Source organism: Vibrio sp. AIC-3 (genome assembly GCF_013114515.1).
GTDB classification, from domain to species: domain Bacteria; phylum Pseudomonadota; class Gammaproteobacteria; order Enterobacterales; family Vibrionaceae; genus Vibrio; species Vibrio crassostreae_C.
Map to the genome: position 1 here is coordinate 1 of NZ_VTXG01000040.1, position 23,074 is coordinate 23,074.

General features: G+C 43.6%; 25 protein-coding genes and 1 pseudogene. 10 read left to right on the top strand and 16 right to left on the bottom strand.

The window, feature by feature from the left end; genetic code table 11:
- Positions 1-158: 158 nt before the first annotated feature.
- Positions 159-818: a DUF2726 domain-containing protein gene (locus tag F0229_RS19880; RefSeq protein ID WP_017065541.1), complete on the bottom strand. Its 660-nt coding sequence runs from the start codon at positions 816-818 to the stop codon at positions 159-161.
- A gap of 273 nt (positions 819-1,091) precedes the next feature.
- On the opposite strand from F0229_RS19880, the gene F0229_RS19885 reads away from it, so the two are divergent.
- Positions 1,092-1,277, top strand: a complete 186-nt coding sequence (locus F0229_RS19885; RefSeq protein ID WP_017059179.1) for a hypothetical protein — start codon at positions 1,092-1,094, stop codon at positions 1,275-1,277.
- A 135-nt stretch (positions 1,278-1,412) separates the two neighbouring features.
- Here F0229_RS19885 and F0229_RS19890 read toward each other — a convergent pair whose 3' ends face one another.
- Positions 1,413-3,371 carry a GGDEF domain-containing protein gene (locus F0229_RS19890; protein ID WP_171733530.1) on the bottom strand — a complete coding sequence of 653 codons (1,959 nt, stop codon included), beginning with the start codon at positions 3,369-3,371 and terminating at the stop codon, positions 1,413-1,415.
- 261 nt (positions 3,372-3,632) lie between these two features.
- Between F0229_RS19890 and F0229_RS19895 the strand changes: the two genes are divergently transcribed.
- Positions 3,633-4,739 (top strand): M20/M25/M40 family metallo-hydrolase, encoded by a 1,107-nt coding sequence (locus tag F0229_RS19895; RefSeq protein WP_017059177.1) that lies wholly within the window; start codon positions 3,633-3,635, stop codon positions 4,737-4,739.
- Positions 4,740-4,847: 108 nt separating this feature from the next.
- Here the strand turns inward: F0229_RS19895 and F0229_RS19900 are convergent, their stop codons facing one another.
- Together F0229_RS19900 and F0229_RS19905 are read right to left on the bottom strand one after the other, a co-directional pair.
- Positions 4,848-5,270 (bottom strand): DUF3859 domain-containing protein, encoded by a 423-nt coding sequence (locus F0229_RS19900; protein WP_019824122.1) that lies wholly within the window; start codon positions 5,268-5,270, stop codon positions 4,848-4,850.
- Between the two features lie 78 nt (positions 5,271-5,348).
- Complete coding sequence (locus tag F0229_RS19905) at positions 5,349-5,717, bottom strand: ATP-binding protein (protein ID WP_017065537.1); 369 nt, start codon at positions 5,715-5,717, stop codon at positions 5,349-5,351.
- Between the two features lie 275 nt (positions 5,718-5,992).
- On the opposite strand from F0229_RS19905, the gene metA reads away from it, so the two are divergent.
- Positions 5,993-6,934: a homoserine O-succinyltransferase gene (gene metA / locus F0229_RS19910; RefSeq protein ID WP_017066439.1), complete on the top strand. Its 942-nt coding sequence runs from the start codon at positions 5,993-5,995 to the stop codon at positions 6,932-6,934.
- A gap of 168 nt (positions 6,935-7,102) precedes the next feature.
- Positions 7,103-7,870 carry a type IV pilus biogenesis/stability protein PilW gene (pilW, locus tag F0229_RS19915; protein WP_017065536.1) on the top strand — a complete coding sequence of 256 codons (768 nt, stop codon included), beginning with the start codon at positions 7,103-7,105 and terminating at the stop codon, positions 7,868-7,870.
- Positions 7,871-7,961: 91 nt separating this feature from the next.
- Here pilW and rlmF read toward each other — a convergent pair whose 3' ends face one another.
- Together rlmF and F0229_RS19925 are read right to left on the bottom strand one after the other, a co-directional pair.
- Entirely contained in the window at positions 7,962-9,284 is a 1,323-nt protein-coding gene (gene rlmF / locus F0229_RS19920; protein ID WP_017068287.1) for a 23S rRNA (adenine(1618)-N(6))-methyltransferase RlmF, read from the bottom strand.
- A 4-nt stretch (positions 9,285-9,288) separates the two neighbouring features.
- Positions 9,289-9,786 carry a YgjP-like metallopeptidase domain-containing protein gene (locus F0229_RS19925; protein WP_171733531.1) on the bottom strand — a complete coding sequence of 166 codons (498 nt, stop codon included), beginning with the start codon at positions 9,784-9,786 and terminating at the stop codon, positions 9,289-9,291.
- Between the two features lie 137 nt (positions 9,787-9,923).
- Here F0229_RS19925 and F0229_RS19930 point away from each other — a divergent pair, with 137 nt between their 5' ends.
- Complete coding sequence (locus F0229_RS19930; protein WP_016786183.1) at positions 9,924-10,160, top strand: glutaredoxin family protein; 237 nt, start codon at positions 9,924-9,926, stop codon at positions 10,158-10,160.
- 89 nt (positions 10,161-10,249) lie between these two features.
- Here F0229_RS19930 and F0229_RS19935 read toward each other — a convergent pair whose 3' ends face one another.
- Positions 10,250-11,122 carry a LysR family transcriptional regulator gene (locus F0229_RS19935; protein WP_017066171.1) on the bottom strand — a complete coding sequence of 291 codons (873 nt, stop codon included), beginning with the start codon at positions 11,120-11,122 and terminating at the stop codon, positions 10,250-10,252.
- Positions 11,123-11,232: 110 nt separating this feature from the next.
- Here F0229_RS19935 and F0229_RS19940 point away from each other — a divergent pair, with 110 nt between their 5' ends.
- Together F0229_RS19940 and F0229_RS19945 are read left to right on the top strand one after the other, a co-directional pair.
- Entirely contained in the window at positions 11,233-12,432 is a 1,200-nt protein-coding gene (locus F0229_RS19940) for an MFS transporter (protein WP_171733532.1), read from the top strand.
- Between the two features lie 85 nt (positions 12,433-12,517).
- Complete coding sequence (locus tag F0229_RS19945) at positions 12,518-13,084, top strand: DUF1415 domain-containing protein (RefSeq protein WP_171733533.1); 567 nt, start codon at positions 12,518-12,520, stop codon at positions 13,082-13,084.
- Between the two features lie 17 nt (positions 13,085-13,101).
- On the opposite strand, the gene F0229_RS19950 is transcribed toward F0229_RS19945, so the two are convergent.
- Complete coding sequence (locus tag F0229_RS19950; protein ID WP_171733534.1) at positions 13,102-14,172, bottom strand: diguanylate cyclase; 1,071 nt, start codon at positions 14,170-14,172, stop codon at positions 13,102-13,104.
- 213 nt (positions 14,173-14,385) lie between these two features.
- Here F0229_RS19950 and F0229_RS19955 point away from each other — a divergent pair, with 213 nt between their 5' ends.
- Positions 14,386-14,961, top strand: coding sequence for a nucleoside triphosphate pyrophosphohydrolase family protein (locus F0229_RS19955; protein WP_008217561.1), 576 nt, complete (start codon positions 14,386-14,388; stop codon positions 14,959-14,961).
- 135 nt (positions 14,962-15,096) lie between these two features.
- On the opposite strand, the gene F0229_RS19960 is transcribed toward F0229_RS19955, so the two are convergent.
- From F0229_RS19960 to F0229_RS19970, 3 genes and pseudogenes are all read right to left on the bottom strand, one after another.
- Positions 15,097-15,585, bottom strand: a complete 489-nt coding sequence (locus F0229_RS19960; RefSeq protein WP_048658534.1) for a GNAT family N-acetyltransferase — start codon at positions 15,583-15,585, stop codon at positions 15,097-15,099.
- Between the two features lie 114 nt (positions 15,586-15,699).
- Positions 15,700-16,209 carry a hypothetical protein gene (locus tag F0229_RS19965; RefSeq protein ID WP_017066167.1) on the bottom strand — a complete coding sequence of 170 codons (510 nt, stop codon included), beginning with the start codon at positions 16,207-16,209 and terminating at the stop codon, positions 15,700-15,702.
- A 185-nt stretch (positions 16,210-16,394) separates the two neighbouring features.
- Positions 16,395-16,673: pseudogene (locus F0229_RS19970) on the bottom strand (hypothetical protein); the annotation flags it as partial.
- Between F0229_RS19970 and F0229_RS19975 the strand changes: the two are divergent.
- Together F0229_RS19975 and F0229_RS19985 are read left to right on the top strand one after the other, a co-directional pair.
- Complete coding sequence (locus tag F0229_RS19975) at positions 16,606-17,373, top strand: hypothetical protein (RefSeq protein WP_171733529.1); 768 nt, start codon at positions 16,606-16,608, stop codon at positions 17,371-17,373. The pseudogene F0229_RS19970 and the gene F0229_RS19975 overlap by 68 nt on opposite strands.
- 59 nt (positions 17,374-17,432) lie before the next feature.
- Positions 17,433-17,666, top strand: a complete 234-nt coding sequence (locus tag F0229_RS19985) for a hypothetical protein (RefSeq protein ID WP_171733535.1) — start codon at positions 17,433-17,435, stop codon at positions 17,664-17,666.
- 224 nt (positions 17,667-17,890) lie between these two features.
- Here F0229_RS19985 and F0229_RS19990 read toward each other — a convergent pair whose 3' ends face one another.
- The 5 genes from F0229_RS19990 to F0229_RS20010 all read right to left on the bottom strand — a co-directional run bounded on the left by F0229_RS19990 (position 17,891) and on the right by F0229_RS20010 (position 23,053).
- Entirely contained in the window at positions 17,891-19,357 is a 1,467-nt protein-coding gene (locus tag F0229_RS19990; protein WP_171733541.1) for a lytic polysaccharide monooxygenase, read from the bottom strand.
- 375 nt (positions 19,358-19,732) lie between these two features.
- Positions 19,733-20,092, bottom strand: a complete 360-nt coding sequence (locus F0229_RS19995) for a DUF6559 family protein (RefSeq protein ID WP_171733536.1) — start codon at positions 20,090-20,092, stop codon at positions 19,733-19,735.
- Positions 20,093-20,150: 58 nt separating this feature from the next.
- On the bottom strand, positions 20,151-20,909 hold the full coding sequence (gene btuD, locus F0229_RS20000) for a vitamin B12 ABC transporter ATP-binding protein BtuD (RefSeq protein ID WP_136978782.1): 759 nt from the start codon (positions 20,907-20,909) through the stop codon (positions 20,151-20,153).
- The gene (gene btuC / locus F0229_RS20005; protein WP_171733537.1) at positions 20,896-21,891 is read right to left on the bottom strand and encodes a vitamin B12 ABC transporter permease BtuC; all 996 of its coding nucleotides are present in this window, start codon (positions 21,889-21,891) and stop codon (positions 20,896-20,898) included. Before btuC ends, btuD begins: the two co-directional genes overlap by 14 nt.
- 133 nt (positions 21,892-22,024) lie before the next feature.
- A complete protein-coding gene (locus F0229_RS20010) occupies positions 22,025-23,053 on the bottom strand; it encodes a succinylglutamate desuccinylase (RefSeq protein ID WP_017059157.1) in 1,029 nt (342 codons plus the stop codon).
- Positions 23,054-23,074 lie beyond the last annotated feature (21 nt).

Below are 23,074 nucleotides of genomic sequence, written 5' to 3' on the forward strand. Positions count from 1 at the left end.
CACTATTGATGTAGGTAGTTTGTTTGGCGACGATTATCTGATCATAAATGAAGCCTTTTTTCTATCTAAATAAACAAGTTAGCTCTTAAGATCCTGTCTATGATTCGTATCTAAGCGATTGAATGGAGTCCAACCGGATGCATTACTATCGATACCAACTATTCTTCAACATCGAATACAACGTTGTAGTTTTCGGTATAGGTGCAGTTTGGCTGGCGGCTACAAGTGAAGAAGCGTCGGCCTTTGTAATCGCCTTGGCTTGCCAGTTTGATGATCATTGGGCTACCACACTTCTTACAAAATCGCACTTCTTTTGATGGCTCGATTAAATCGATGTGTGCTGCCAGTAACCTCTTCAAACGGCTCACTTGGTAGCTGTGTTTAATAGATGCACCAATCAGAGGTAAACCTGCCGATTTACACACGTGAATTAGTAGCTTTTCGCGATCGACTTTCCCTTTATTGAGCTCTTTGCCGTTATCAAGTTCGATAATAACGCGGGGCTCTAGCGTTCGCGGGTCGCAAACAACAAAGTCGAAGTAACTACGTGAGATCTTGTTGTTGGCGATAAACCAATTCTTCTTATTGTTCGTCTTAGCAGGAACAAGTACGTTCGACATGCTGACTTTAGCAAACACTTCCCCATGGTTGCCCACAGCTGATTTTAGCGCATTATAGAATGTCGCCTGTTGCGCCGACATCAACGCGCCTTTCTTCTGATAAGCGTGGTCTTTGGTGTCATCGTGTTTCACCACATACTTTTGAATAAAGTAAAAGAACACAACCAGAACAATTACAACGATAAAGATATTAGTCATTTTCCAACACAATCAAGTCTGTATAGGGATTAAGAGAGTAGCTAGCGTATGTAGAAAAGCATCACCTGGCAAGCAAAAGAGCGAGAGTCGCCAACCAGAATCACGACCTTTGAGCGCAGTGCCCAACGAGAGGTCGCTCCTTCGCTAGACACACCTCTCTTATTTTGATAATTAAATCATCAATTACACTCTAGATTGATTTAGATCAATTTACCTAGATTTGTGATCAACTAGTCTGAAAAACGTTAGGCAAATGTTAATAAGGAAATTGATATGGAACTTAAACAAGACCCAAGATGTTATACCGACGTATGTGTAGATGGTAAATGGTTCCACTATGACCACTGCGGAACCCAAGCCTACATGTTAAAGGGAGGAGCTTCGGCTGTGATTGAACTCGCTAGCGAACCAGCGACAGAAGGCGAATTGGTTGAAATGCTTCAAGGTGTCGCTAAGTAACCCACCAAGCCAAATCACAGTATGAATTAAGCGAATAAGAGTAAATAGCCGTATTAGTTCAGATAAGCACTCTTATTCGCTTAGTTATTGAAGTTCAGGTTTCTTGATTGCAGGGGATTAACTAAGTTTAGGAACTCAAATGATAACGACTTTATTGCGCCCTGACTGCTTAGCTTGATACAAAGCATCGTCTGCCGATTTCAAGTGTTTCTTATAGGTACGGCTATTCAACTGTTGCTCCGTTAGATGAGTCGTCGCACCAATCGATGTGGTTAATTCTAATGGGCCAGAATGCGTTTCAATCGCTCGGTCAGCGATCGCTTGCCTTATAAGCTTAAGCTCTTTATTAGGATCTTGATTCCCAGCCAGCAACAAAACAAACTCTTCCCCACCCCATCTTGCCACTACATCGTTTGTTGATAAGATGTTCTCTAAACGCTTAGCGACTTCCACCAGCACTTGGTCACCAATATCATGCCCATAAGTGTCATTAACTTGTTTGAAGCGGTCTAAATCTAGAATAGCGAGCGTATACCCAAACGACGACAAATGATGTGGCATCGGCTGAGTTAACCGTTGCTCTAAGTAACGCCTATTGTATAAGCCTGTCAGTTCGCATCTTGTTGATTGCTTAAGTAGTTCTTTGTTGGTCTTCTGGATCGAGCGTAACCTTATCAATAGTAACGTGGCGCTTATCATCACCATGATACCCAAAGCGACGACGATTCGATTCCGTAATTGCTGCTTATCTAATGTCAGCTCACCCAACTCTTTTTCTGCGTTAAGCAGTTCGTTTTCTTGAGCTAATGATGCCGTAGCGAAATCTTGCTCGAGTAAAAAGATATCACTCTGGCGCTTGTCAAATAGCAGCGCTTTATTACCCTTGTAATAGAGCTTGAAGTAACGAAGTGCGTTCTCGCTGTCGCCTCTCGAATCATAGTATTCAGCAAGTGTTCTTAAGCCGAGGACCTTCCAGCTGCGAGTCCCCACAACATCGAACATTGCAGACGATCGCTTTAGATCAGCAAAAACAAAATTATCTCGGTTCAAACCAATGTTCGCTAAGGCTCTATTTAGGTAACACTGCCCCAATTGAAGTGTGTATTTGTCCACGCCTGGGTATCTAAGACACAAGTTTGCGACTTGTCGTGCTGACTCAAAGTTCTTTTCCGCCAACAACACATCACTCTCTGCTTTTAATAGGATGATTTTGTATCGTTCACTCACGTTATCGCCATTTAGCTTAGCCGCACTTTGATATGCTTCTCGGCCTTTGACTAAATCACCACTGCGCAGATAAGCAAAAGACTCATTCACATGCAGCACGCCGATGGTAGACGCTTCGAGTAGTCCACTCTTGTAATAGAGCTTTTTGGCTCTTTTAATCAGCTTGAGCGCTTTAGGCCAGTCTTCCAAATAGATATAAAGCAGTGCCATATTTGACACTAACTTGCTGTTGTAGATGTGATGAGGGTACTTCTTACCAAGGTCTAAACCTTTATGGAAAAAGTATTGAGCTTCAGGAAAGTCATTGCGGATGTTATTGATGACACCAGCCGTGTTATAGGCCTTAATCAACAACTCTTCATAGTGAAGCGATTCTGCGATATCTATCGCAGCTCTGATTTGGATTTCAGATTCCGCTAGCTCACCCGTACTGATGTATTCGATCGCTAATTCAACGAGAGATTGGGCCTTTAACCAACCCATATGTTCGTGTTGTGCGAGTGCTTTAATCTGCCTGACGTATTCGGAAACCGCTTCGGTATCCAACTTATGTTGCGCGAGGTTGGACAAAATCATCAATTCGTAAGCACGATAGATGGCTTTATCTTGGTCTGGGAACTTGGCTTGGAGAGCCTCAAGTTGTTGGGAAGCTAAATTAGGGTCACCGCGAGATACATCGAGAATATCGATCAACGCAGATCCATATTGAGAGAGTGATAACTCTTTCTCTGGACTATAAACACTCGGGTTTTCAGGGCGAATATGCTTTAAATCGTCGTCATAAGTTGGATATAGCAAATACAGCCCCAGCACAATACTCATCAGCACCACGAAAAGGAATGAACCTAACACATTGTTTCTATTCATTTATCAGGGCCATTATTGATTGAATTCCAATTTTATTGACGTTTTTTTAAGAGCGGTCAAACATTATACCCGACAGATATACAGATTAAAATCCTGCGCACTGGTGGATCTGAATTGGGTTTTTCTCATTAATTAGAATAATCAGGCAACTTTCTTGATTTAACTCAGACAATCATCTACCTCATTGGCGTTATAGTGATTTTCCTGTTCCTACCTCCGCGGCTTCTTTTTGAACAAGCGGAAGCATAATGAGAATTAACAATGACCCAAATTAATGAACAACGTCTTGTAGAACATTTCTGCGATCTAGTGAAAATTGATAGTGAATCTCGTAACGAAAAAGCGATTGCTGAAGCTTTGGCTGAGCAACTCGGTGAACTAGGTTTTGAAGTTCACAAACTGGCGGTTCCTGAAGAAGTGTCTAATGGTTTCAACATCTACGCTCGTCTAGATGGCACTCTTCCAGGCAGCACAGTGTTCAGCTGCCACATGGACACAGTGACGCCAGGCATCGGCATTGAGCCAATCATCGAAGACGGTATCATCCGTTCAAAAGGCAACACAATTCTAGGTGGTGACGACAAGTCTGGTATCGCAGCTATCATGGAAGCGGTTCGTTGCATTAAAGCTGAAGGACAAGAGCACAAAACTATCGAGATTGCATTTACTGTATTCGAAGAAGGCGGTCTGTTCGGCTCTTTGAACTTCGATATGTCTTACATTCAATCTGAGCACGCAATCGTACTTGATACAGGCGGTCCAATTGGCACTATCGTAAACGCAGCGCCTGGCCAGCAGAAGATTGTTGCTAAAATCAAAGGTCGCCCTGCTCACGCTGGTTTAGCACCAGAAGAAGGCATCAGCGCAATTCAAGTTGCTGCAGACGCTATCACTAAGATGAACCTACTTCGTATCGATGAAGAAACGACAGCAAACGTTGGTATTGTTGAAGGTGGTCAAGCAACTAACATCGTAATGCCAGAGCTTAAAGTCGTGGCTGAAGCACGTTCTCTAAACGGCGAAAAGCTAACGGCTCAAGTTGAACATATGATCTCTACATTCCAAGAAAGTGCTAAGCAGTTCGGCGCTGAAGTAGAAATCGAATCAACTCGTGCTTACGATGCATTCGTTATTGCAGACGATCATCCGCACATTCTTTCTATCAAATCGGCGTTTGAGAAGCTTGGCGTCACAGCGAACACTAAACGCACTGGCGGCGGTAGCGATGCAAACAACTTCAACGCAAAAGGCCTGACAACAGTTAACCTTTCTACTGGTATGGCGAAAGTTCACACCACTGAAGAGTACATTGCAGTGAAAGACATGGTCGCAATCACTGAGTTTGTTGTGGCTTACGTAACGCAATAATCGAATCCATTAGTTAGGTAGTCACTTCTATCTAGCACAATGAAAAAAGCCGAGACATCATCACGATGCTCGGCTTTTTGTTGTTTAGGTGAACATAGAAGGTCGAACCTAAAACCCTCTACGCTTCCAGAATTGGCCTTCGTCTTTTGCTACTAGGTCGAATGTCTTGTCGGCGATGATGTTGCCTTTTAGCTCAACCGTCATGCGCCACTTTCCTAGCTTGTTCGAGACAGGAGCCCAGATAGTGTCACCTAAGTAGAAATCCCAGTCATTGTTACCGACATACTCCTCACCATCAAACGGTTCGAGCACTTCACCTTTGTCTGTGGTGATGTTTGGGTGATAAATGCAGTAACGGATCTTCTCACCTTTGGCTTTTTTGATATTCAGGATATAGCCAAACTCTACGTCGATTTCAGCATCAACGGTGGTGGTGAACTCTTGGATTTTTGGAAGATCTTTAGATTTTGAATCCCATGTGGAATAGATACCATAAGAAGTCATGTCGACCACAACAGAGCGCTTTGCCATTTCAATCGTTACCTTGAAGTTGTTCTATTAATTTAATTCTATTTGCCATTCAGCCACGCAAGCAGAAGAAGAACGAGGCTATTCTTGCCAGTCTTTCGCCATACGCTTAATTACTGAAGGTTCAATGTCGTGAATAGTGCCATATTGCTCTCGGCACACTTCGATAATTAATTCTGCTTTATATTTGAGTGCAAGTTGGCGGTAGGCTTTCATTTCCCAATGCTTAATAAAGGTATTCGAAACAACCACATCAAACCCTTGCTTTAAGCCGTTTTCAGCTGTGTTTTGACACCACTCATGAGCTTGTTGCAGCTGCCTAGGATCAAAATGGTACTCACCTTGCTCATTCACATAATACATATCGGCTTCGACATGCAATGCATCGTAGGTTTTTGCTTTTGTTGATTTGCCAGAACCGGGCAACCCTCGAATGAGTATTAACTTCATCTGTCACTGTACAGGCTAATTTGAAAACATGAGTTTATCGTAAATAGTAACGAGTTGCTCTGATAACTGCCTCTGCTCAGCATACGAAAACCAAGTACTTACACACGACTCAGACAATCACTGAATACAATGAGACTCCCCTCGAAGCGCGTGGATTGCTTCTGATAGAAAACACAAATAATTTACATCTATCCATTTTGCATATCGACAAGCGTATCAAACTACTATAGATTTAGATGTATAGACGTCTACATATCTAGCTTAGGGAGAAAGCTGTGCCTATTCGCATTCCAGACCAATTGCCAGCATCCGATGTTCTTCGTGAAGAAAACATCTTCGTTATGCCGTTATCAAGAGCATCGACACAGGAAATTCGTCCACTTCGAGTCTTGATCCTCAACCTAATGCCGAAGAAGATTGAAACTGAAACTCAATTTTTACGCCTACTATCGAACAGCCCATTGCAAGTGGATGTAGAGCTGCTGCGCATTGATGACCGACCAAGTAAAAACACACCGACTGAACACCTTGATAACTTCTACCGCCAATTTGAAATGGTCAAAGAAAGAAACTTTGATGGATTGATCATCACTGGTGCGCCGCTTGGCTTGGTTCAATTTGAAGATGTGATCTACTGGGATCACCTGAAAACCATCATGGAATGGGCAAACAAGCACGTTACTTCAACGCTATACGTGTGTTGGGCGGCTCAGGCTGGTTTGAAGTTATTATATGATTTGCCAAAACGCACTCGTAAAGAGAAGCTGTCTGGTGTTTATAACCACGAGATACATAACCCATACCACCCTATTTTACGTGGCTTCGACGATACATTCTTAGCTCCGCACTCTCGCTATGCGGACTTCTCTCAAGAGTACTTAGCGGAACATACTGACCTTGATGTTCTTGCAACTTCTGATGTTGCAGGCGTATACCTAGCAGCAACCAAAGATAAGCGAAACGTGTTTGTAACGGGTCACCCTGAGTACGACTCTCACACACTTCACAATGAGTACATTCGAGATTTGGGTGAAGGCATGGAGCCTGTGATACCAATCAACTACTACCCGAATAACAATCCAGACAACAAACCGGTTGCAAGCTGGCGCAGCCACGGACACTTGTTGTTCTCAAACTGGCTAAACTACTGCGTTTACCAACAAACGCCTTACGATCTGGATCATTTCAGCGAAGACAACTTTACCAAAGACGATTAAGTTCTTTCTTCCGATTCACAAACACATAAACCGTGTTCAGTATGTTGTTGATAAAACGACGAATTGGACGCGGTTTTTTTATGGTGTGTGGGTCGCATTCCATGATAGATTTACGACTTCAATGGGTTTGATTTCATATGATGGGTTGGTGTTCATAAGGAGCTTCACATGCCTGCCAAGCCATCATTTTCAAATCCGATTTCGTTGTCCCGCCCTCTTTCGTTATCAAGTGTGGTACTACTTGCCTCTCTTTCCTTGGCCGGTTGTGTCTCTGTCACTGAAGGACCGCCAAAGATTGAAAGTGATCCTATCGCGATGTCTGAATCTCGAATCGAATTAGGTTTGGGCTATATGGGACAAGGCAATATGGTGAGAGCGCGTGAAAACCTTGAGCTCGCGATTAAACACGCACCTAGCTACTACCGTGCTCGGCTTTCAATGGCGCATTACTACGAACAAGTGGGTGAAGTAGATGAAGCGAGAAGCACTTACCGCAAAGCACTCAGTCTTGATTCAAGAAATGGCAATGTATTGAACAACTACGGTACCTTCTTGTGTAAACAGGGCGAATACGAACAAGCCGATAATTACTTCAATCGCGCCATCGACCAACCCTACTACTACTTGGTGTCTGCAAGTTATGAAAACGCCGCGTTTTGCGCATTTAAGGCTGGCAATACCGACCAAGCGAAGTACTACTTCAGCAGAGCGATTGACCACGATCCAAACCGCGTAAAATCGATACTACAGTTATCAAAAATTGAAGTGAGTGACGCCGATTACAATGACGCTCGAATCCGTTTATTCAAATTCCACCAGCGTTATGGCTATCAAATTCCATCGCTTAAAATCTTGGTCGATCTCGAAAACAAAGCAGGTAACAAAGCTCTAGAGCAGAAATATCAGAGTAAGTTAGATGAGTTGCTTTCTGCTTAGATTATATGCAAAACACAAAAAAAACGGGCTTGTTGCGTTAACAACAAGCCCCTACGTAATTTCAACTTAATATCTTAACTAAGTGCAGCCGCTATTTTAGCGCGATCCACTCTTGTCTTTGCTCATCGTCCATAAAGGTCCATGCGATAAAGCGACTTACCTTCTGGCCTTGTGACATCTCGACGACTTTCACTTGTTTAGCTCTAAGCTTGCCAAGCTCTGAACGAACCATATCGACGTTATCTTTCTTAGAAATCAATGTCGTAAACCACAAAACTTGAGTAGCAAAAAGTTGACTCTCTCTTGCCATCTTCATAATGAAAGCGGCTTCACCACCTGGGCACCAAAGCTCGGCTTTTTGACCACCAAAGTTTAAGGTTGGTTTAGCTTGCTTAGTTGATTTATCTAACTTAACTGGCTTCTTGTTCGTTTCAGGCTTGAATGACTGACCGGCTTTCTTAGCACGGTTCGCCGCTAGATTATCCAGTTTACGTTGTGACCCCTTTTCAGCCTCTTCAAGAGAGCTGTGGAATGGAGGATTACAAATAGTGACATCGTAACGTTCATTATCCTTAATCACGCCCTTAAAGATAGATTCAGAGTCAGCTTGTAGGCGAGCGCGGATCTTACCTTTTAGATTAGGGTTGCTTTCCGCTATGAAGTTCGCTGTTTTGATGGAGACTGAATCAACATCTGTCCCTGTACAACGCCACTTATACTCTGTCGCACCAATGATTGGGTAGATACAGTTTGCACCGACACCAATATCTAATGCTTTCACAGACGCGTGGTTATAGGGTTCACCTTGGCCATCGCTATTAAGGATGTCGGCCACTCTGTGAATGTAGTCTGCACGACCAGGAATTGGCGGGCACAAGTAACCAGCAGGAATATCCCAATGTTTAACGCCATAGTGATGCGCCAACAAAGCTTTGTTGAGTAGCTTAACGGCCAATGGATCAGAGAAATTAATGGTGTCTTCGCCAACCGGATTCTTGATCAGATGCTCTTTTAGCTCAGGCAAGGCTGCAACTAGTAACTCGAAGTTATAGCGGCCAGTGTGCTGGTTTCTTGGGTGTAATCCACCTTGAGGTTTTTCAGCCGAGCGTCTTTTCTGAGCTGCGTTCTTGTTAAAAGCCGTTTTATTGAAAGAACCCTTATTCGATGATCCTTTATTTGCACCCTGCTTCCCTTTACTGTCTTTTGCAAAAGGTCGCTTTGCTTTGTTATTGCCCGCGCCTTTAGGTGCGCTATTCTTGCGGCTTTTATCAGATGTGTTCTTTGTAGAAATACGCTTGTCGCTGCTTGGCTTAGCTGTACTTGGCTTAACATCAGCTTGGTTGTCTTTTGTTTTTGCTGATGAAGTGCTGTTTTTCGACAGGCTTAGCGTCGTTCTATTTTGTGATTGGCTCATTGGGCTACTTCTTTAAATCTAAATACATCATGAATAAACGGGCATCCAACTCAAGTTGATGATATTCCGGTTCCATGTGACAGCATAGTTGGTAAAAGGCTTTGTCGTGCTCTTTCTCTTTGATATGCGCCAGTTCGTGTACCACCAGCATTCTTAGCAAAGGTTCTGGTGCATTTTTAAAAACACTGGCGATACGAATTTCATTCTTTGATTTGATCTTTCCACCGTGATTCTTAGCAACGTAAGAATGCAGACCTAACGCATTATTGATTAGGTGTATCTTGCCGTCGTAAATCACTTTGCTGATCGGTGGTGTTTTTTTCATGTAGCGATTTTTTATCTCAATCGCATAGTCAAACAGGGCTTTCTCGCTTTTTATTTCATGATTCTTTGGGTAGCGAGCTTCAAACCAAGGCACCAATTTACCCGACTCTACAAGTTGAGTAACAGGATCAAGAATTTGCTTAGGATAGCCTTGAATATAGCGTAAAGAAGGATGCATGCTGAAAGACCGTACAAGTTACACCACGACAATACGTTGTGGTCTTGAAAATTGAGCCGCATAGTGTAACTGATCACACTTTTCTAATCACCTAGGATTCGTTACACTTTAGCGAGATTCACCAAGAGAATGAAAAAATGAAACGTGTTGTATTGTACGTCGCAGACAAATGCCCGCACTGTAAAGATGCCCAAAGGTATTTAGACTCTAAGAAAATTGTTTACCGCCTGACGAATGCAAAGATGCAGCGTGGTCGTAAAGAATTACAAGCGATGGGTGCTCGTTCTATCCCCGTGCTTAAGATCGGCGATCAAGTGATGGTCGGCTGGAATCAGAAGAACTTCGATAAGATGTATAACTCAAAGAACACCTAACGTGCTCTGAGCCAGTCATACTTCTATACAACAAAGCCCGAATATCCAATCTAGGATGTTCGGGCTTTGTTTATTTAAATCTTACTAAATCACACATACCGCTTAACGAAATCAATAAAGGTTCTGTCAGCTTTCGACAAATACCCTTCCTTTCTCCAGGCCAACGATAGATTCAGTTTTACAGGGTCTTTAAATGGCACGCCTATCACGTCTTTCTCATATTCCGTCACTAAGCTCAACAGCGCGGTGATCGCAAACTCTTGTTTAACGATAGAAAGAATCATCGGGAGCAAGTTGGTTTCAAACGCAATGGTCATATCAAGATCGTACTTCTTACAGGTCGCATCAATAAAATCGCGGTGGAAATAGCCCGATTTAAACATGATCAGCTCTTGAGCAAAGAATTCTTCAAAGGTCATCGAAGGCTGTTGTGCTAGCGGATGCTCCTTACCGACAACGGCGACCATCTCAGAACTTAACAGATGATCCGTTTCCAAATCATCTGGAACGTTCTCATGATTAATTACGCCAATATCGAGTTCGCCGTTTAACAGCATTTCACGAATCGATGCGGTGCCAGCATCAATCAAGGTCAACTTTAGGTTTGGGTATTGGCTTTTAAATGCCATCACTACTTGGGGGAAAAAGTAACTGCCCATCATACTTGGAGCGCCTAATCGAACCTCGCCTTTTTCTAGCCCCTTTAGTTCATTCATCGCGAGCTGAGCATCATCAAACTGCTGGGCGATTCGCTTTGCATGCTCAAACAGTACTTTGCCCTCCTCCGTTAAAGTGACGGATTTATCGCCTCGACGAAATAGAATCAACTCTAGTGTCTGTTCTAGTTTTTTAATGGAGATACTCAATGCAGGCTGTGCGATATGCAGCGCTTTGGCCGCCTGGGTGAAGTTACCAAACTGAGCAACAGCCAGAAAATGTCGAAGTGGTTTTGATTCAAGCATGGCGATATATTTAATATATAGAGGTAATATTTTTAATATATTTCTTTAATCACACCTGTACTGATAACTTGTTCACAAATAGCTTACTAACTCGCGCAGGCACAACGTAAATGTTTGATAAAGGCAGTCCTCAATACAAACGTATCACTCAATCATTGGCGATTGGTTCATTTATCATTTTCTGTAACCTTTACCTCTTTCAGCCTATCTTGCCGCACATGGCGGAGCACTTCCAAGTATCTGAAACTCAGATCAACTGGTTATTTGCTGCTACAACACTCGGCCTTTCGATTAGCTTGGTACCTTGGGCAATTGCCTCTGAAACCTTTGGTCGTAAACCCATTATTCTGTTCAGTCTGTTCGCTATCCCATTAATAGGGTTAAGCATGGTGTTCACGACTACCTTGTTGCAACTCGTTATTGCCCGCGCATTTATGGGCATCGCTGTGGCGGCGTTTGCTGGTGTGGCGGTTGCCTATATGGTTGAGGAGTTAACACCCAAAGCCTTTGCTGTCGCGATTGGAGGTTATATTGCGGCCAACTCATTGGGTGGAATCTTCGGACGTGTATTAGGCGGCTTAATTACAGACTATTTCGATTGGCATGCAACTGTACTGTTTTTCGTTGTCGGTTCATTGCTTGGTGCACTCTTTATTGCCTATCGCCTACCTGACCAACAGAACTTCAAACCTCAAAAAGGGCTGTTCTTTCATCACAACCGCTCCGTTGTAATGCACTTAAGAAACCGCACACTGTGGCTTGCCATGTTGATTGGTGGTGCTAACTTCGCGCTGTTTGTTAACCTGTACTCTGTAATGGGCTTTAGGCTAGTATCCGAACCTCACTCGGTACCCGTTGGTTTAGCTTCACTGATATTCCTATGTTACTTGGCCGGTACGGTCAGCTCTAAGCTATCAAACAAATGGACACTTCGCTTTGATCCGTTAAACGGAATTTTGATGGGCGTGTGCATTAGCTTAATTGGAATGCTGGTTTCTGCGGTCGATAAAGTCCCGTTCATGTTAGCTGGCTTGTTATTGATTAGTGGCGGTGCGTTCTTTGCCCACACTCTTGCCTACTCTTGGGTGAGTCAAAAAGCACCGAGCGCGAAGGCGACAGCGACCGCGCTCTATCTGGTTCACTATTATATTGGCGGTAGTTTAGGTGGATTCTTGCTTTTATATTGCTGGCAACTGTTCGGTTGGAATGGCGTGATTGCAGGTGGTTCAATCTTCTATGTTGCGATATTTGCTTGGGTCTACCAATTAAAACAACTTCAAGTATCGACCTCTAAACTCGCACAAGCATAAGTACGACTGAGGTTGTAACTCAATTATTGCTTTTGATTGACGTTCGTTCTGATATCCTACGCAAAATTTCATTTCGGAACCTGTTATGTCGAACACTCAAAGCACAGATCTTCAAACCATCCACGACCAAGTAAAACAGTGGTTAGACGATGTCGTTATTGGCCTAAACCTGTGTCCATTCGCAGCCAAGCCACAACGTAATAAACAGATTAAGATCTTTGTGAGTGAAGCAAATACGGAAGAAGTGTTGTTGCAAGACATCATGACGCATTTCGTAGAGTTAGATAACACGCCAGTCGCGGAATTAGAGACGACTTTGGTTGTTGTACCTAACATGCTGCAAGATTTCTTCGACTACAACATGTTCATTGATTGGATTGAAGCGTTGATCAAGCAAGAAGATTGGGAAGGCGTTTACCAAGTGGCAACCTTCCACCCAGACTATTGCTTTGGTGGTGCGGATCCAGAAGACGATGAAAATCTGACTAATCGCTCTCCGTATCCGGTTTACCATTTGATTCGTGAAGCGAGTATGGAAAAAGTGTTGAAGCACTACCCTAACCCTGAAGCGATTCCTGATACCAACATCGCGAGAGTTGAATCTTTAACACCAGCGGAACGTCGTCAACTGTTCCCTTACCTGTTCAGTTAATCGCTTAACAAGATGGCTCATATTCCTGAGCGTTCTTGATGATATGGACGAGAAATGAACTGATCTCGTCCATTTTGTTTCGCAATGTACAGACACTCATCGGCAACTTTGATGAGCTTATCTAACGCCGACATCCTTTCCCCTTTGGTATCCCCTGTACTCAACTCAAAATGACACGCACCAATTGATATATTGACAGGCTTTCGATCCAGTGTGATTTTCTTCATCTCTTGCAAAAGAGTCATGAACTTATCTTCAACATAATTTGGTGTTTTATTTGGATACCAAAGAATGAACTCTTCACCACCAAAACGCGCCACAAACTCACCCTTTTGAGTGTTATTGTTCAGCACGCTCGCCACTTTCTTTAATACAACATCGCCCATTTGGTGACCGTAAATGTCGTTAACCTGTTTAAAGAAGTCGATGTCGACAACCGCCAAGGTTCCCTTTCCTAAAGAGCCTTTTAACTGCTCGACTTCCGCATTCAACGTTTTAAACAAGCAACGTCTATTTGGCAAGTGTGTCAGAGGATCATACAGAGCTTGATACTCCAATTTCTCATTCAACTCTTTGAGTTTTCGTTCTTGCTGCCTTCTAACCAGCTCCACTTCGATCCATGATGCCATTAGTCTCATCACGTCGACATCGAACTCTTTGAACTCACGATGATAGGGTGCTGGGCTTGAAAAGTTTAAGGTGCCATAAAGCTCATCATTAACGAAAATGGGAACCCCAATATAAGACTCCAAGCCAAAAGACTGGTAAGCAGGATGCTTCGCATACTTATCGTGTTTGCCACAATGCTCAATACAGATAGGACCAATCGATTTACAGGTAATTTCGCAATAGGTTGAACGATAATCAAAAGTGTCACCGCTATTGAGTTCTACCCCTTCAGGCGTAACACAATGTTCAACAACATAAGTATTGCCATCGACTTTCGATAAGATACCAATATCAAGGTTGAAGCGTTCAAGCCCCATAATAAGCAGCTGAGCGATCTGAATATCGAAGCCCTTTCGATAATCATTGGTGATTTGATACAAGCGGCGTATAACAATTTCGCTTTCACTGGCTTGGTTCATAAATGGGATTCCACTACTGCTGACATTAATGGCAACATTAATATTTCGTATATTAAGAAGAGTAAAGTGTAAAAAAACATAATAATCAATTAGTTTGTATGCAAAATACCTCATTGGTCCAATGAATAAAAGTCGCGTTCTTCCACTTTGCGTTAGCACCCCATTACTACCTTTGTTAAAATGGTCCATTAACGAAACAAAATGGATAGGAATATGAACCTTTCTCAACTAAACCAAGAAATCTACGATCACCTTTACCGCGACATTGAAGAGTTCCGCAGTACTTTTGATCTGCCTGTTGCTGCTCCTGAAACAATGGACGAAAAAGGCGATACGCTACATACCTCTCTAGCGATCGAAGAACTGACAGAACTTGCAGAAGCTGACTCAAAAATCGAACAAGCGGACGCTATTGTAGACAGCGTTTATGTTTTGATGGGACGTTTGGTTCACCTTGGCCAATCCAAAGTAGAAGACAACCTAGCGATCAGCTACTTAATCGACTTACTGTTGAACGTTGCCAAAAACCGTTCAATTGACTTCTTACCTTGCTGGGACGAAGTACACTCAAGCAACATGAGCAAAGTATGCCGTAATGAAACAGAATACGCAGAAACAGAAGCATTCTATGCTGAGCAGAACATTAAGCTAATGGCGGTTCAAAAAGGTGAATACATCATTGCTAAATGCGCTGAAGATTTTGTATCGGAAGGTAAAACAGTTCGCCAAGGTAAAGTACTAAAATCTGTACACTACCGTCCAGCCAACCTTGAGCCTCTTACAGCTTAAGTAGAGTTAAAACTGAAGCGCTTCAAAGCATCAGTTGACTGAAATAGAAAACGCCACGTTATTGTAACGTGGCGTTTTATTATCTATTGAAGAACTCTAGCTGTTTTAATTGTAGCCTTGGTTAGAAGCCGAGCGCTATACTAGTCGAGCCATATGATAAGCCGCCACATATTCGCCATTTCTGAAAGCGAATCCTGCGGACTCTCCTTCAATCACGAAACCAAACTTCTTATACAGACTGATCGCTCTTTCGTTATCGGTATACACCGTTAACTCCATTCGCTTGATGTTAATCCAGTTATCACACAAGTCGATTGCTGTTGCGAGCAGTTGGCTACCGACACCTTTGCCTAACACATCGTCTTTAACACCCATACCAAATGAAGCCACATGTCGTCTTCTTGGGTTCACACACACTTCCATTCCCAAGTTGCCAACAATCTCATCGTCGATCATCGCGACATACGAGTACACGTTGTCAGGTATATTAGAGATTCGTTTTTGCCAGCTTTCCAGAGATGGATTTGGGAGTTGCAGCGTACCGGTATAAGCATTAGTGCATTCGTAAACTTCTTTTATTCCCTTTGCATCTGACGGTTCAGACCGTCTCACTATAATACTCATCGCAACTCCTAATATTTCTTCGCTAAATATGAAACACATCCTCAATGTGCACCTAGACACACTAACAAATAGTAAATATTTAACAATAGGTTGGATGGACTTATTTTATTGGGCTTAGTTGATACTGAGTAAACGCCCTCTCTCAATATCTTGTTCAAGTACCTCTGGCGTTAAATCGCCATGTCCATGGTGGTCATGATTATGGTGATGTTCATGATCGTGTCCGTGGGAATGACCTTTGTGTTCATTTGCTCTTTGAGCTAACTTGTCTGAGTCCAAATAGGTATCAGTCAAATCAGCACAATAATCTTCAGTCCATAAACGTCGAGCCTCATCATCACTCATGATTTGCTCGGCTTTAGGGCCCAACTTATCCATGTAGTACATCCCCAGCTCCTCACCTTCTACATTGGCGTGGTTGATAAGGTTCATAAACGCAGGCTCTTGATTCTCATCTGATAGATGACCATTTTTGTAACACACGGTTAGGCCAATAATGTCGTCGCCAAGTTGCTCTAATTCAGGGTTAAAATGATTGTGACTGTGATTATGTTCGGCAGCGGCGACAAGCATTGGAGTAAGTAAAACACATGCGATAGCCAGTAGCTTAATGGTATTTTTCATAGGATAGACCTTCTGTATTTTCGAATACAAATTTGATTAGTTGGTTGACTTAGCTTCTTGTTATTTGAGCTAAGCTGAGGGGAACTTTAAGAGCATTTCAGCCTGAGTACCCCTCTGTCTCACTACAAATAATCAATATGATTGGATAACGAGGCTCGATATAACGAGCGTTCTGTAGACAAAAATCACTTATCAACTACGATTCTTGCTGGTGCGATGGTGTAAGTCATTGGCTTCACCTCCCATTCACCTTTTGCTTCCAATGCAACCGCTAGTGCTTGCGCCTCTTCACATACCTTCGCTGGTTTCCCATCAGCCCAAAATGAAGGACCCGAGGTGTATCCACACATAACTGAAAAAGCGTGTTGGCCATCCTTTATTGTGTATTCCGTCATAATGCCTCCACCTTCACCGTGCGTTATTTTTAGCGAGCCTTCATCGGCAACATGCATTGCATCGGAAGGTGCTCTACCACTTACGTTACTCAACAGCGCAGCGTTTGCGACTTCGACTCAAGTTTACATCGAACAAAACGTTGCCTCTAATGCTGCTGATAACGGTGTCTACACCACAGAAGCTGGCGCATTAATCGATACCTCAGAAAATGGACAAGTCTATATAGGTTTTGATGACCAGGGTTGGTTGGCAGCGGGTTACGGGCACGATTTTCACATCAGCGAATCTTTCACGTTCAACTTATACGGTGAACTTAGTAAATGGGACAACGGTGAAGAGTTATTAATCGAAGGTATTATCGATTATCAAGTGAACGACAACTTCAATGTATTCAGTGGATTGGGATATAACCAGTCAGGGCAAGTACTCGAGAATGTAAGCGACACCACGATCAACACCAATAAGTTCATCGCCGGTGCGGGGTACTCACTCGCAGGCTGGGATTTAGCTTATCAATACACTCACGAAAACAGTGATGGATCCAATGGCGGGTTTACCCACAACGATGACAACGTAATCTTTCATCAAGGCGACTACCGTACCAATGAGCACGAAGTCGTTCTCTCTAAAAGCATCGACGACTGGACACCCTACGTGAAATACACCTACTTCAATACCAACGAAGGTGACCTTTACTTGAACGGCCAATCGATGGGCCCGATCGACAACGACAATATCATTACGCTTGGTTTGTCTTACGACTTCTAAACATCTCAGATTCAATTCTCATAGGCAGATGGATTTGCCCACCTTTCGAGGGCACTACTATGAAAATGACTCCTCAACGCAACAAAGCCATTAATATCGCTGCAGCGATCAGTATCGTTTTGTTTTCTGCGATTCCCACCTACGTAAGTGCTGATCACTTAGACCCCCATTATCTAGAGCCGAGTTATCTAGAAACCAGCTATCTAGACTCCTCCTCCGTCGAATTTATGACACCAGATTTTGATCAGGGGTATCTTAACGATGAGATTAAAGAAAACCTTATTCTGAAATAATTCGTCAACACATTACAAAACGTTATATAGCTCTTGTTTTCTATATAACTCTCATCTTCTTATAGAGCCGTGCTGAGTGATTAAGACTCCGTTCTTGAATCACTTTTTCTAGGCTGATGACATTCAAAACCGCAAATGCAGACGCTAAAAAAGACACCACACTCGTCAAAAAGTGTGGTGTCTTGGTTATTATTGCAAGGCTAATTAACTAACAATAGTTAAGATTAGTTGGCTGGACGCCAAACGCCCCATTTGTCATTTTCGTAAGTCGCTTTAGGGTTAGTACCACCTTGAACCCACCATTGTGCTTTCCATGACTGGTTCGAGTAAGTCACGACTTCGCCACCAAGGTAAGTCGCTGATGAGTCCCACGTACCTGGATCTGGCGTAGGGTCTGGGTCAGGAGTCGGATCAGGATCCGGCGTTGGATCTGGGTCTGGTGTCACGCCACCGTCATCGGCAATTACTTCAAAAGTGAAGGTTTCAACACTGTCGCTTTCAATCGAGCTAGCCATAAACGATAAAGTTTCGTTTGCAGTGATGCCAGTGGTATCAACTACGATAGAAGCCGTGCCGTTATTTTGGATGCTTACTGAAGAACCTTGAGTTTGAGTCAATGTCGCGGCTTCGCTTGTTGCAATCACAACCTTATCGCCAGCATTGACTACATTGTCACTCTTCACTAGCTCGTAGATGTCACCTTTCAATGGTTCAACACCACCGTCGCCACCATCAATCAACGTTAACTGACCAGAAGCACGGCTATCTTTTGAGTTGAAGAAGTTACGTGAAGGATCGTTTTGGAAGTACATGTAGTGCTGCATTTCAGCATGCCAGTCACCAATGAAGATCGCGCCATCTTTAAACTCTTCGTGCCAGCCATTAATTTCTGAAGCTAACAAACGAGCCCAATCGTTAACGTTTGAAGCATCAATGACGATGTCGAAGCTTCGCGCTACTTCACCATACTTGTTGATGATGTCGTATTTAACCGTATCACCAATTTCTGGCGTGCCAAACTGGTCAGAAACAAACAGGTCACCACGCACTAGATCAGGCTCTGGACCCGGCTCTGGTGGAGGGGTTGTGCCACCCGCGATAGTGATGTCTGAACAGTTGTAGAAGCCTTCGCCCGCAGCATCATCACGTTGCCAACGAACGAATAGAATCGCATCGCCAGAACGGTCTGAAGGAATAGTGACATTAATGCGGTACTTGCCGCCATTAACCGGAACGTTACCCTCTTCTTGGATAAGATCTAAGTCTCCCCACGCTAGGCCTTTGCTTAGGTCCGCGTTTGGTTTCGTTAGGTAGAACTCCCAGAAAGAAGGGTTGTGTGGCGCTGTCGCATTGAATACATATTCAAACGTACCAGTATTTAGCTCGGTACGAGTCCAACCAGTATGAGGCGCACCCATGCCGCGTTTTTGCGAATCGTTGGCATAACATAACGTGCCGTCAGGAATCGCCGCTTTTACAGCATTGATATTATTGAAATCTTGGACATTTTTCGCGTACTCGTTACGTTGAACAAACGGGTATGAACCCGAAATGTCTTTTGCTTGAGCACACGCAGCATTAGGTGGTGTACCCGACCAAATCCCGCCTTGCTCGTAACACGTGTTCTGACGCGCGCTTGGAAACTCAGACCAACCATGAGCATTTGCCACTGACGGCACACTCGATAGCATAGCCATACCCACTGCTATTTTTAGAATATTATTATTTATTGTTGTCACTTTCCCACTCTCTATTATTTTACCCTAAACACAAAACCAATTGGTTACTAACCAACCAGCACTGTAATTCGAAGGTTTATAGTTTCTGACTTAAAGAACAACGAAAAATATATACGTCAATTTTATCAATAACAGCGGGTTTTATATTGATAGGAATCAGCATCACACAACTCAAACAAATGCGCTGTAGATAGATGATGTTGCTTCGAATTATGACATTTCAGTATTCTATGTTGATTAAGGGAACATTATTCGGAATGAATAAAAAAGCGGCTTTATGATTAAGCCGCTTTGGGGATATAAAGGCGTTAGGTAGTAAGAAGATATTTAATAACGGCTATGCATGCCCATGCGATGTGACATGTCATCGTCCATACGACCGCCCTTCCAACCGCCGCCACCCAATAGATTAAGTACATCTCGCGCTGTGTAGTCTTCTCCGCCAAAGAAGTCATTAGACACATCGTTACGCAGCAACTGAATAGTTGGAGCTAATTCAACAGAAAGATCTTGTGGATCCGCAAACAAGGCTAAAGCAATCTGTTGTTGGCGTTTACTCAACTCACGAGAACTTGTTTCAACCTGCCCAATAGAGAAGAAATCACGGCTTCCGTAGCTCTTCACCATCTTTGCAGACAATGACTTAATCACCTTTTTGATTCTTCTTCTTTGGATGTATCTAAACATATTTGCTTCCTTTACTAACTCGCCTTAAACCCAATGAGCAGCTTAACTAATTAGTCTTTTAACCAAACAAAAGATAGGTCTGATTGTCGACTGAGATACTTTTGACTTCGGTGTTGAACACGGACTCTAGCTGCTCAGGGGTAAGCACTTGATCAGCTGAGCCTGATGCTTGAAGTACACCTTTATCGAGCAACAACACTTGGTCTGCGTGTCTTAGTGTTCTGTTCAAATCATGGTTAGCCATGATCACGGCGATGCCCTTCTCAGCCACTCGTTCGATAAGCTTGTACAACAAGGCTTCTTGAGCAATATCCAACGGAGCTGCGGGTTCGTCGAGGATCAGCAGCTTCGCGTATGGGTTAAGTGTCGGCCAAATTTGCAGGCACATTCCCGCCAAACGTACGCGTTGCCATTCACCACCAGACAGTGTCTGAATTGAGCGATGAAGTTTGTCTGCAATGTCTAGCATCTGGCTGATTTCTTCCAAAGCTGCGTTGATTTCAGCATCAAGGCCGTGTGAGGAGCTTGGCAGTGACAATGCAAGATATTGGAACACTTCTAAGTTGAAGGCTGGCCTTGCGCTTTGGCACAAGTAAGCACGATGCAATGATAAATCTTGTAAAGACAGCTCCGACAAATCCTGCCCGTCGATCTTTATATCGCCTTTGTAACCATCACCAATTCCAGATATCGCTTCGAGCAAGGTACTTTTACCGCTGCCATTAGGGCCGATAACGTGAGTCACCTGCCCTTGCTTGAGCTCAAATGATAGTGGTAATAAACGAGCGCCGACGCTCAGGCTCTTAATTTGAATCATGATTTTTAATTAACATCCAAATGAAGATAGGCGCACCGATACTGGTGGTCATCACACCCAAAGGCAGCTCTGCGGAATCTAATAAGGTTCTTGCACAGATATCAGCAAACACCAACAACGCAGCGCCAGCAACGGCAGACAAAGGAAGAAGGTATTTGTTATCAGTACCAATCGCTAAACGCAATAAGTGTGGCACAACCAAGCCAACAAAGCTGATCACGCCACCTAAAGCTACCGCGCAGCCGACTAAAATAGACACAGCGAAAATTAGACGCCAACGTAATCTCGGAACGTTGACACCCAGTTGTGCGGCATGCGTTTCGCCAATCATTAACTTATCTAGCTTACTACCTTGCAGGCACAGCCAAATAATCACGGGGATCATCACCAACGTGAGCGAGTGTTGATACCAAGTGACGCCACCTAAGCTGCCCATCAGCCAATACATCAATAAGCGTAGACTTAAGTCATCACTAAAATAGAACGCCCATGTCACCATCGCGCCAGAAAGAATGCCTAACGCGACACCCACTAGCAGTAATTTAGCCGTGGTGAGTCGCATCGTTTTTACCATGCTCACCAGTATCACGGTGAAACAGAGCGAGCCTAAAACGGCGGCAATCATGAACAGTTCTGGTGTGGGATCAAACGGCAAGAAGAACAGCACGATAACCATCGCCAAACTTGCACCACCAGAAATGCCGAGCACACCGGGCTCTGCCAATACGTTACCCAATAAGACTTGTAAACTTGCGCCGGATACGGCTAACCCTGCCCCGATAGCAATAGCTGCTAATAATCGAGGTAAGCGTAAATCAATCAGTAGTTTTTGTTCTAACGTGGACAATGTGCCCAGAGGGGAAATGAAAAGATCGCCAACCATTAGGTAAATCGCACTCAGCGCGACAAGCAGTGCTGCCATCAGATAAATGGCTCTAGTCCATTTGCGCTGTTTTTGGTGAAGAAGTTGTTGGAAATCCATATCAAGCTACTTTGAAAATGTTCGCGTAACCTTACCTGTATCCCCAAATAAACACAAGGCTCACACCGTAATGTGAACCTTGATATTTCAACCAGTTGAGCGGTTGTTTTCGTCGTTTAAACCCGAGTCGATATTAATCGTACACAAGCTGACCATGGTCGAATCGCGTTTCAACTTCACACACCATTAAGGCTGCTCGTTGACCGATAGCAACATTACGATTAGGGAACACCACCGCTTCGTTTTCATTCTTAGCCATTAACGGTTTATCACCATCATGACCGAATACTTCACCGTGCTTGAACGCGGTAAAGTTCTCTACAGAATCTGAGAACATGAAATCGAAGTCATCATGTAAACGAACAATGGTTCTGCTCACGCGATAAGTGATGGTTCGCTTAGGTAAATGCTCTGGCTCAACTTCAGCAATCAAGTTACGCATCGCCAAGTCAAAAGCCGTTAGCTTATCAAGTTGGTTCTCACCAATTCTCGCGACCTGCCCTAGTTCCATTGTCAGTGCTTGCGCTTCGAAGTTTTCAGCACTGTACCAACTGAATGTACTGGTTGGCGCATTTGACAACAACACTGCTTCCACGTGCGCACTGTTAATGAAATCAAACAGCTCTTTACTGCGTACTTCGTGGCGAACTTTAGGGCTCACTGCAAACGAGTAATGCTTAGATAAACGGATTGCACAGTGCAAATCTAGATGCCAACGAGTGGCAGGTTCCGTTTCTTTGTAAAACTCAGTCACCAAGAACTTCAAGTTCTTCGCGATATCCACTTCTCGATTGCTCTCGTACTGCTTTTCATCAAACAGACGATTCATGTTCACATCAAGAAAACGAGTATGCGCGTTAGTGGCTTCTGGGTGAGCTATGATAAACAAGCATCTCGCGTTTACTACTTGGAAGCCTGTTTCAATATCCTCAATGAGCTTATCAATCAGCTCCATTGGTGAAGTTTCGTCGCCATGAACACCGGTTGAAAAAATGATGTTCTTGGTTTCAGAATTAAAATCCGCGGGAATCACTTCCAAGACACCGCGTTGATGAAGCTTAATTTGAACACCGTTACTCAGTACGGTCTGTCCTGCAAACACTTCTTGCTCAAGATCTAGGCTGTCAAAAAGAAATGATTGGCGAAAGAGGGTCTTCGTCATGCGCTACTCCTTAATTGCACG

Excerpts from the sequence above, each read along its gene's own strand:
- F0229_RS19880 (WP_017065541.1), bottom strand. The coding sequence starts at position 818 with ATGACTAATATCTTTATCGTTGTAATTGTTCTGGTTGTGTTCTTTTAC.
- F0229_RS19885 (WP_017059179.1), top strand. The coding sequence starts at position 1,092 with ATGGAACTTAAACAAGACCCAAGATGTTATACCGACGTATGTGTAGAT.
- F0229_RS19890 (WP_171733530.1), bottom strand. The coding sequence starts at position 3,371 with ATGAATAGAAACAATGTGTTAGGTTCATTCCTTTTCGTGGTGCTGATG.
- F0229_RS19895 (WP_017059177.1), top strand. The coding sequence starts at position 3,633 with ATGACCCAAATTAATGAACAACGTCTTGTAGAACATTTCTGCGATCTA.
- F0229_RS19900 (WP_019824122.1), bottom strand. The coding sequence starts at position 5,270 with ATGGCAAAGCGCTCTGTTGTGGTCGACATGACTTCTTATGGTATCTAT.
- F0229_RS19905 (WP_017065537.1), bottom strand. The coding sequence starts at position 5,717 with ATGAAGTTAATACTCATTCGAGGGTTGCCCGGTTCTGGCAAATCAACA.
- pilW (WP_017065536.1), top strand. The coding sequence starts at position 7,103 with ATGCCTGCCAAGCCATCATTTTCAAATCCGATTTCGTTGTCCCGCCCT.
- rlmF (WP_017068287.1), bottom strand. The coding sequence starts at position 9,284 with ATGAGCCAATCACAAAATAGAACGACGCTAAGCCTGTCGAAAAACAGC.
- F0229_RS19925 (WP_171733531.1), bottom strand. The coding sequence starts at position 9,786 with ATGCATCCTTCTTTACGCTATATTCAAGGCTATCCTAAGCAAATTCTT.
- F0229_RS19930 (WP_016786183.1), top strand. The coding sequence starts at position 9,924 with ATGAAACGTGTTGTATTGTACGTCGCAGACAAATGCCCGCACTGTAAA.
- F0229_RS19935 (WP_017066171.1), bottom strand. The coding sequence starts at position 11,122 with ATGCTTGAATCAAAACCACTTCGACATTTTCTGGCTGTTGCTCAGTTT.
- F0229_RS19940 (WP_171733532.1), top strand. The coding sequence starts at position 11,233 with ATGTTTGATAAAGGCAGTCCTCAATACAAACGTATCACTCAATCATTG.
- F0229_RS19945 (WP_171733533.1), top strand. The coding sequence starts at position 12,518 with ATGTCGAACACTCAAAGCACAGATCTTCAAACCATCCACGACCAAGTA.
- F0229_RS19950 (WP_171733534.1), bottom strand. The coding sequence starts at position 14,172 with ATGAACCAAGCCAGTGAAAGCGAAATTGTTATACGCCGCTTGTATCAA.
- F0229_RS19955 (WP_008217561.1), top strand. The coding sequence starts at position 14,386 with ATGAACCTTTCTCAACTAAACCAAGAAATCTACGATCACCTTTACCGC.
- F0229_RS19960 (WP_048658534.1), bottom strand. The coding sequence starts at position 15,585 with ATGAGTATTATAGTGAGACGGTCTGAACCGTCAGATGCAAAGGGAATA.
- F0229_RS19965 (WP_017066167.1), bottom strand. The coding sequence starts at position 16,209 with ATGAAAAATACCATTAAGCTACTGGCTATCGCATGTGTTTTACTTACT.
- F0229_RS19975 (WP_171733529.1), top strand. The coding sequence starts at position 16,606 with ATGCCTCCACCTTCACCGTGCGTTATTTTTAGCGAGCCTTCATCGGCA.
- F0229_RS19985 (WP_171733535.1), top strand. The coding sequence starts at position 17,433 with ATGAAAATGACTCCTCAACGCAACAAAGCCATTAATATCGCTGCAGCG.
- F0229_RS19990 (WP_171733541.1), bottom strand. The coding sequence starts at position 19,357 with ATGCTATCGAGTGTGCCGTCAGTGGCAAATGCTCATGGTTGGTCTGAG.
- F0229_RS19995 (WP_171733536.1), bottom strand. The coding sequence starts at position 20,092 with ATGTTTAGATACATCCAAAGAAGAAGAATCAAAAAGGTGATTAAGTCA.
- btuD (WP_136978782.1), bottom strand. The coding sequence starts at position 20,909 with ATGATTCAAATTAAGAGCCTGAGCGTCGGCGCTCGTTTATTACCACTA.
- btuC (WP_171733537.1), bottom strand. The coding sequence starts at position 21,891 with ATGGATTTCCAACAACTTCTTCACCAAAAACAGCGCAAATGGACTAGA.
- F0229_RS20010 (WP_017059157.1), bottom strand. The coding sequence starts at position 23,053 with ATGACGAAGACCCTCTTTCGCCAATCATTTCTTTTTGACAGCCTAGAT.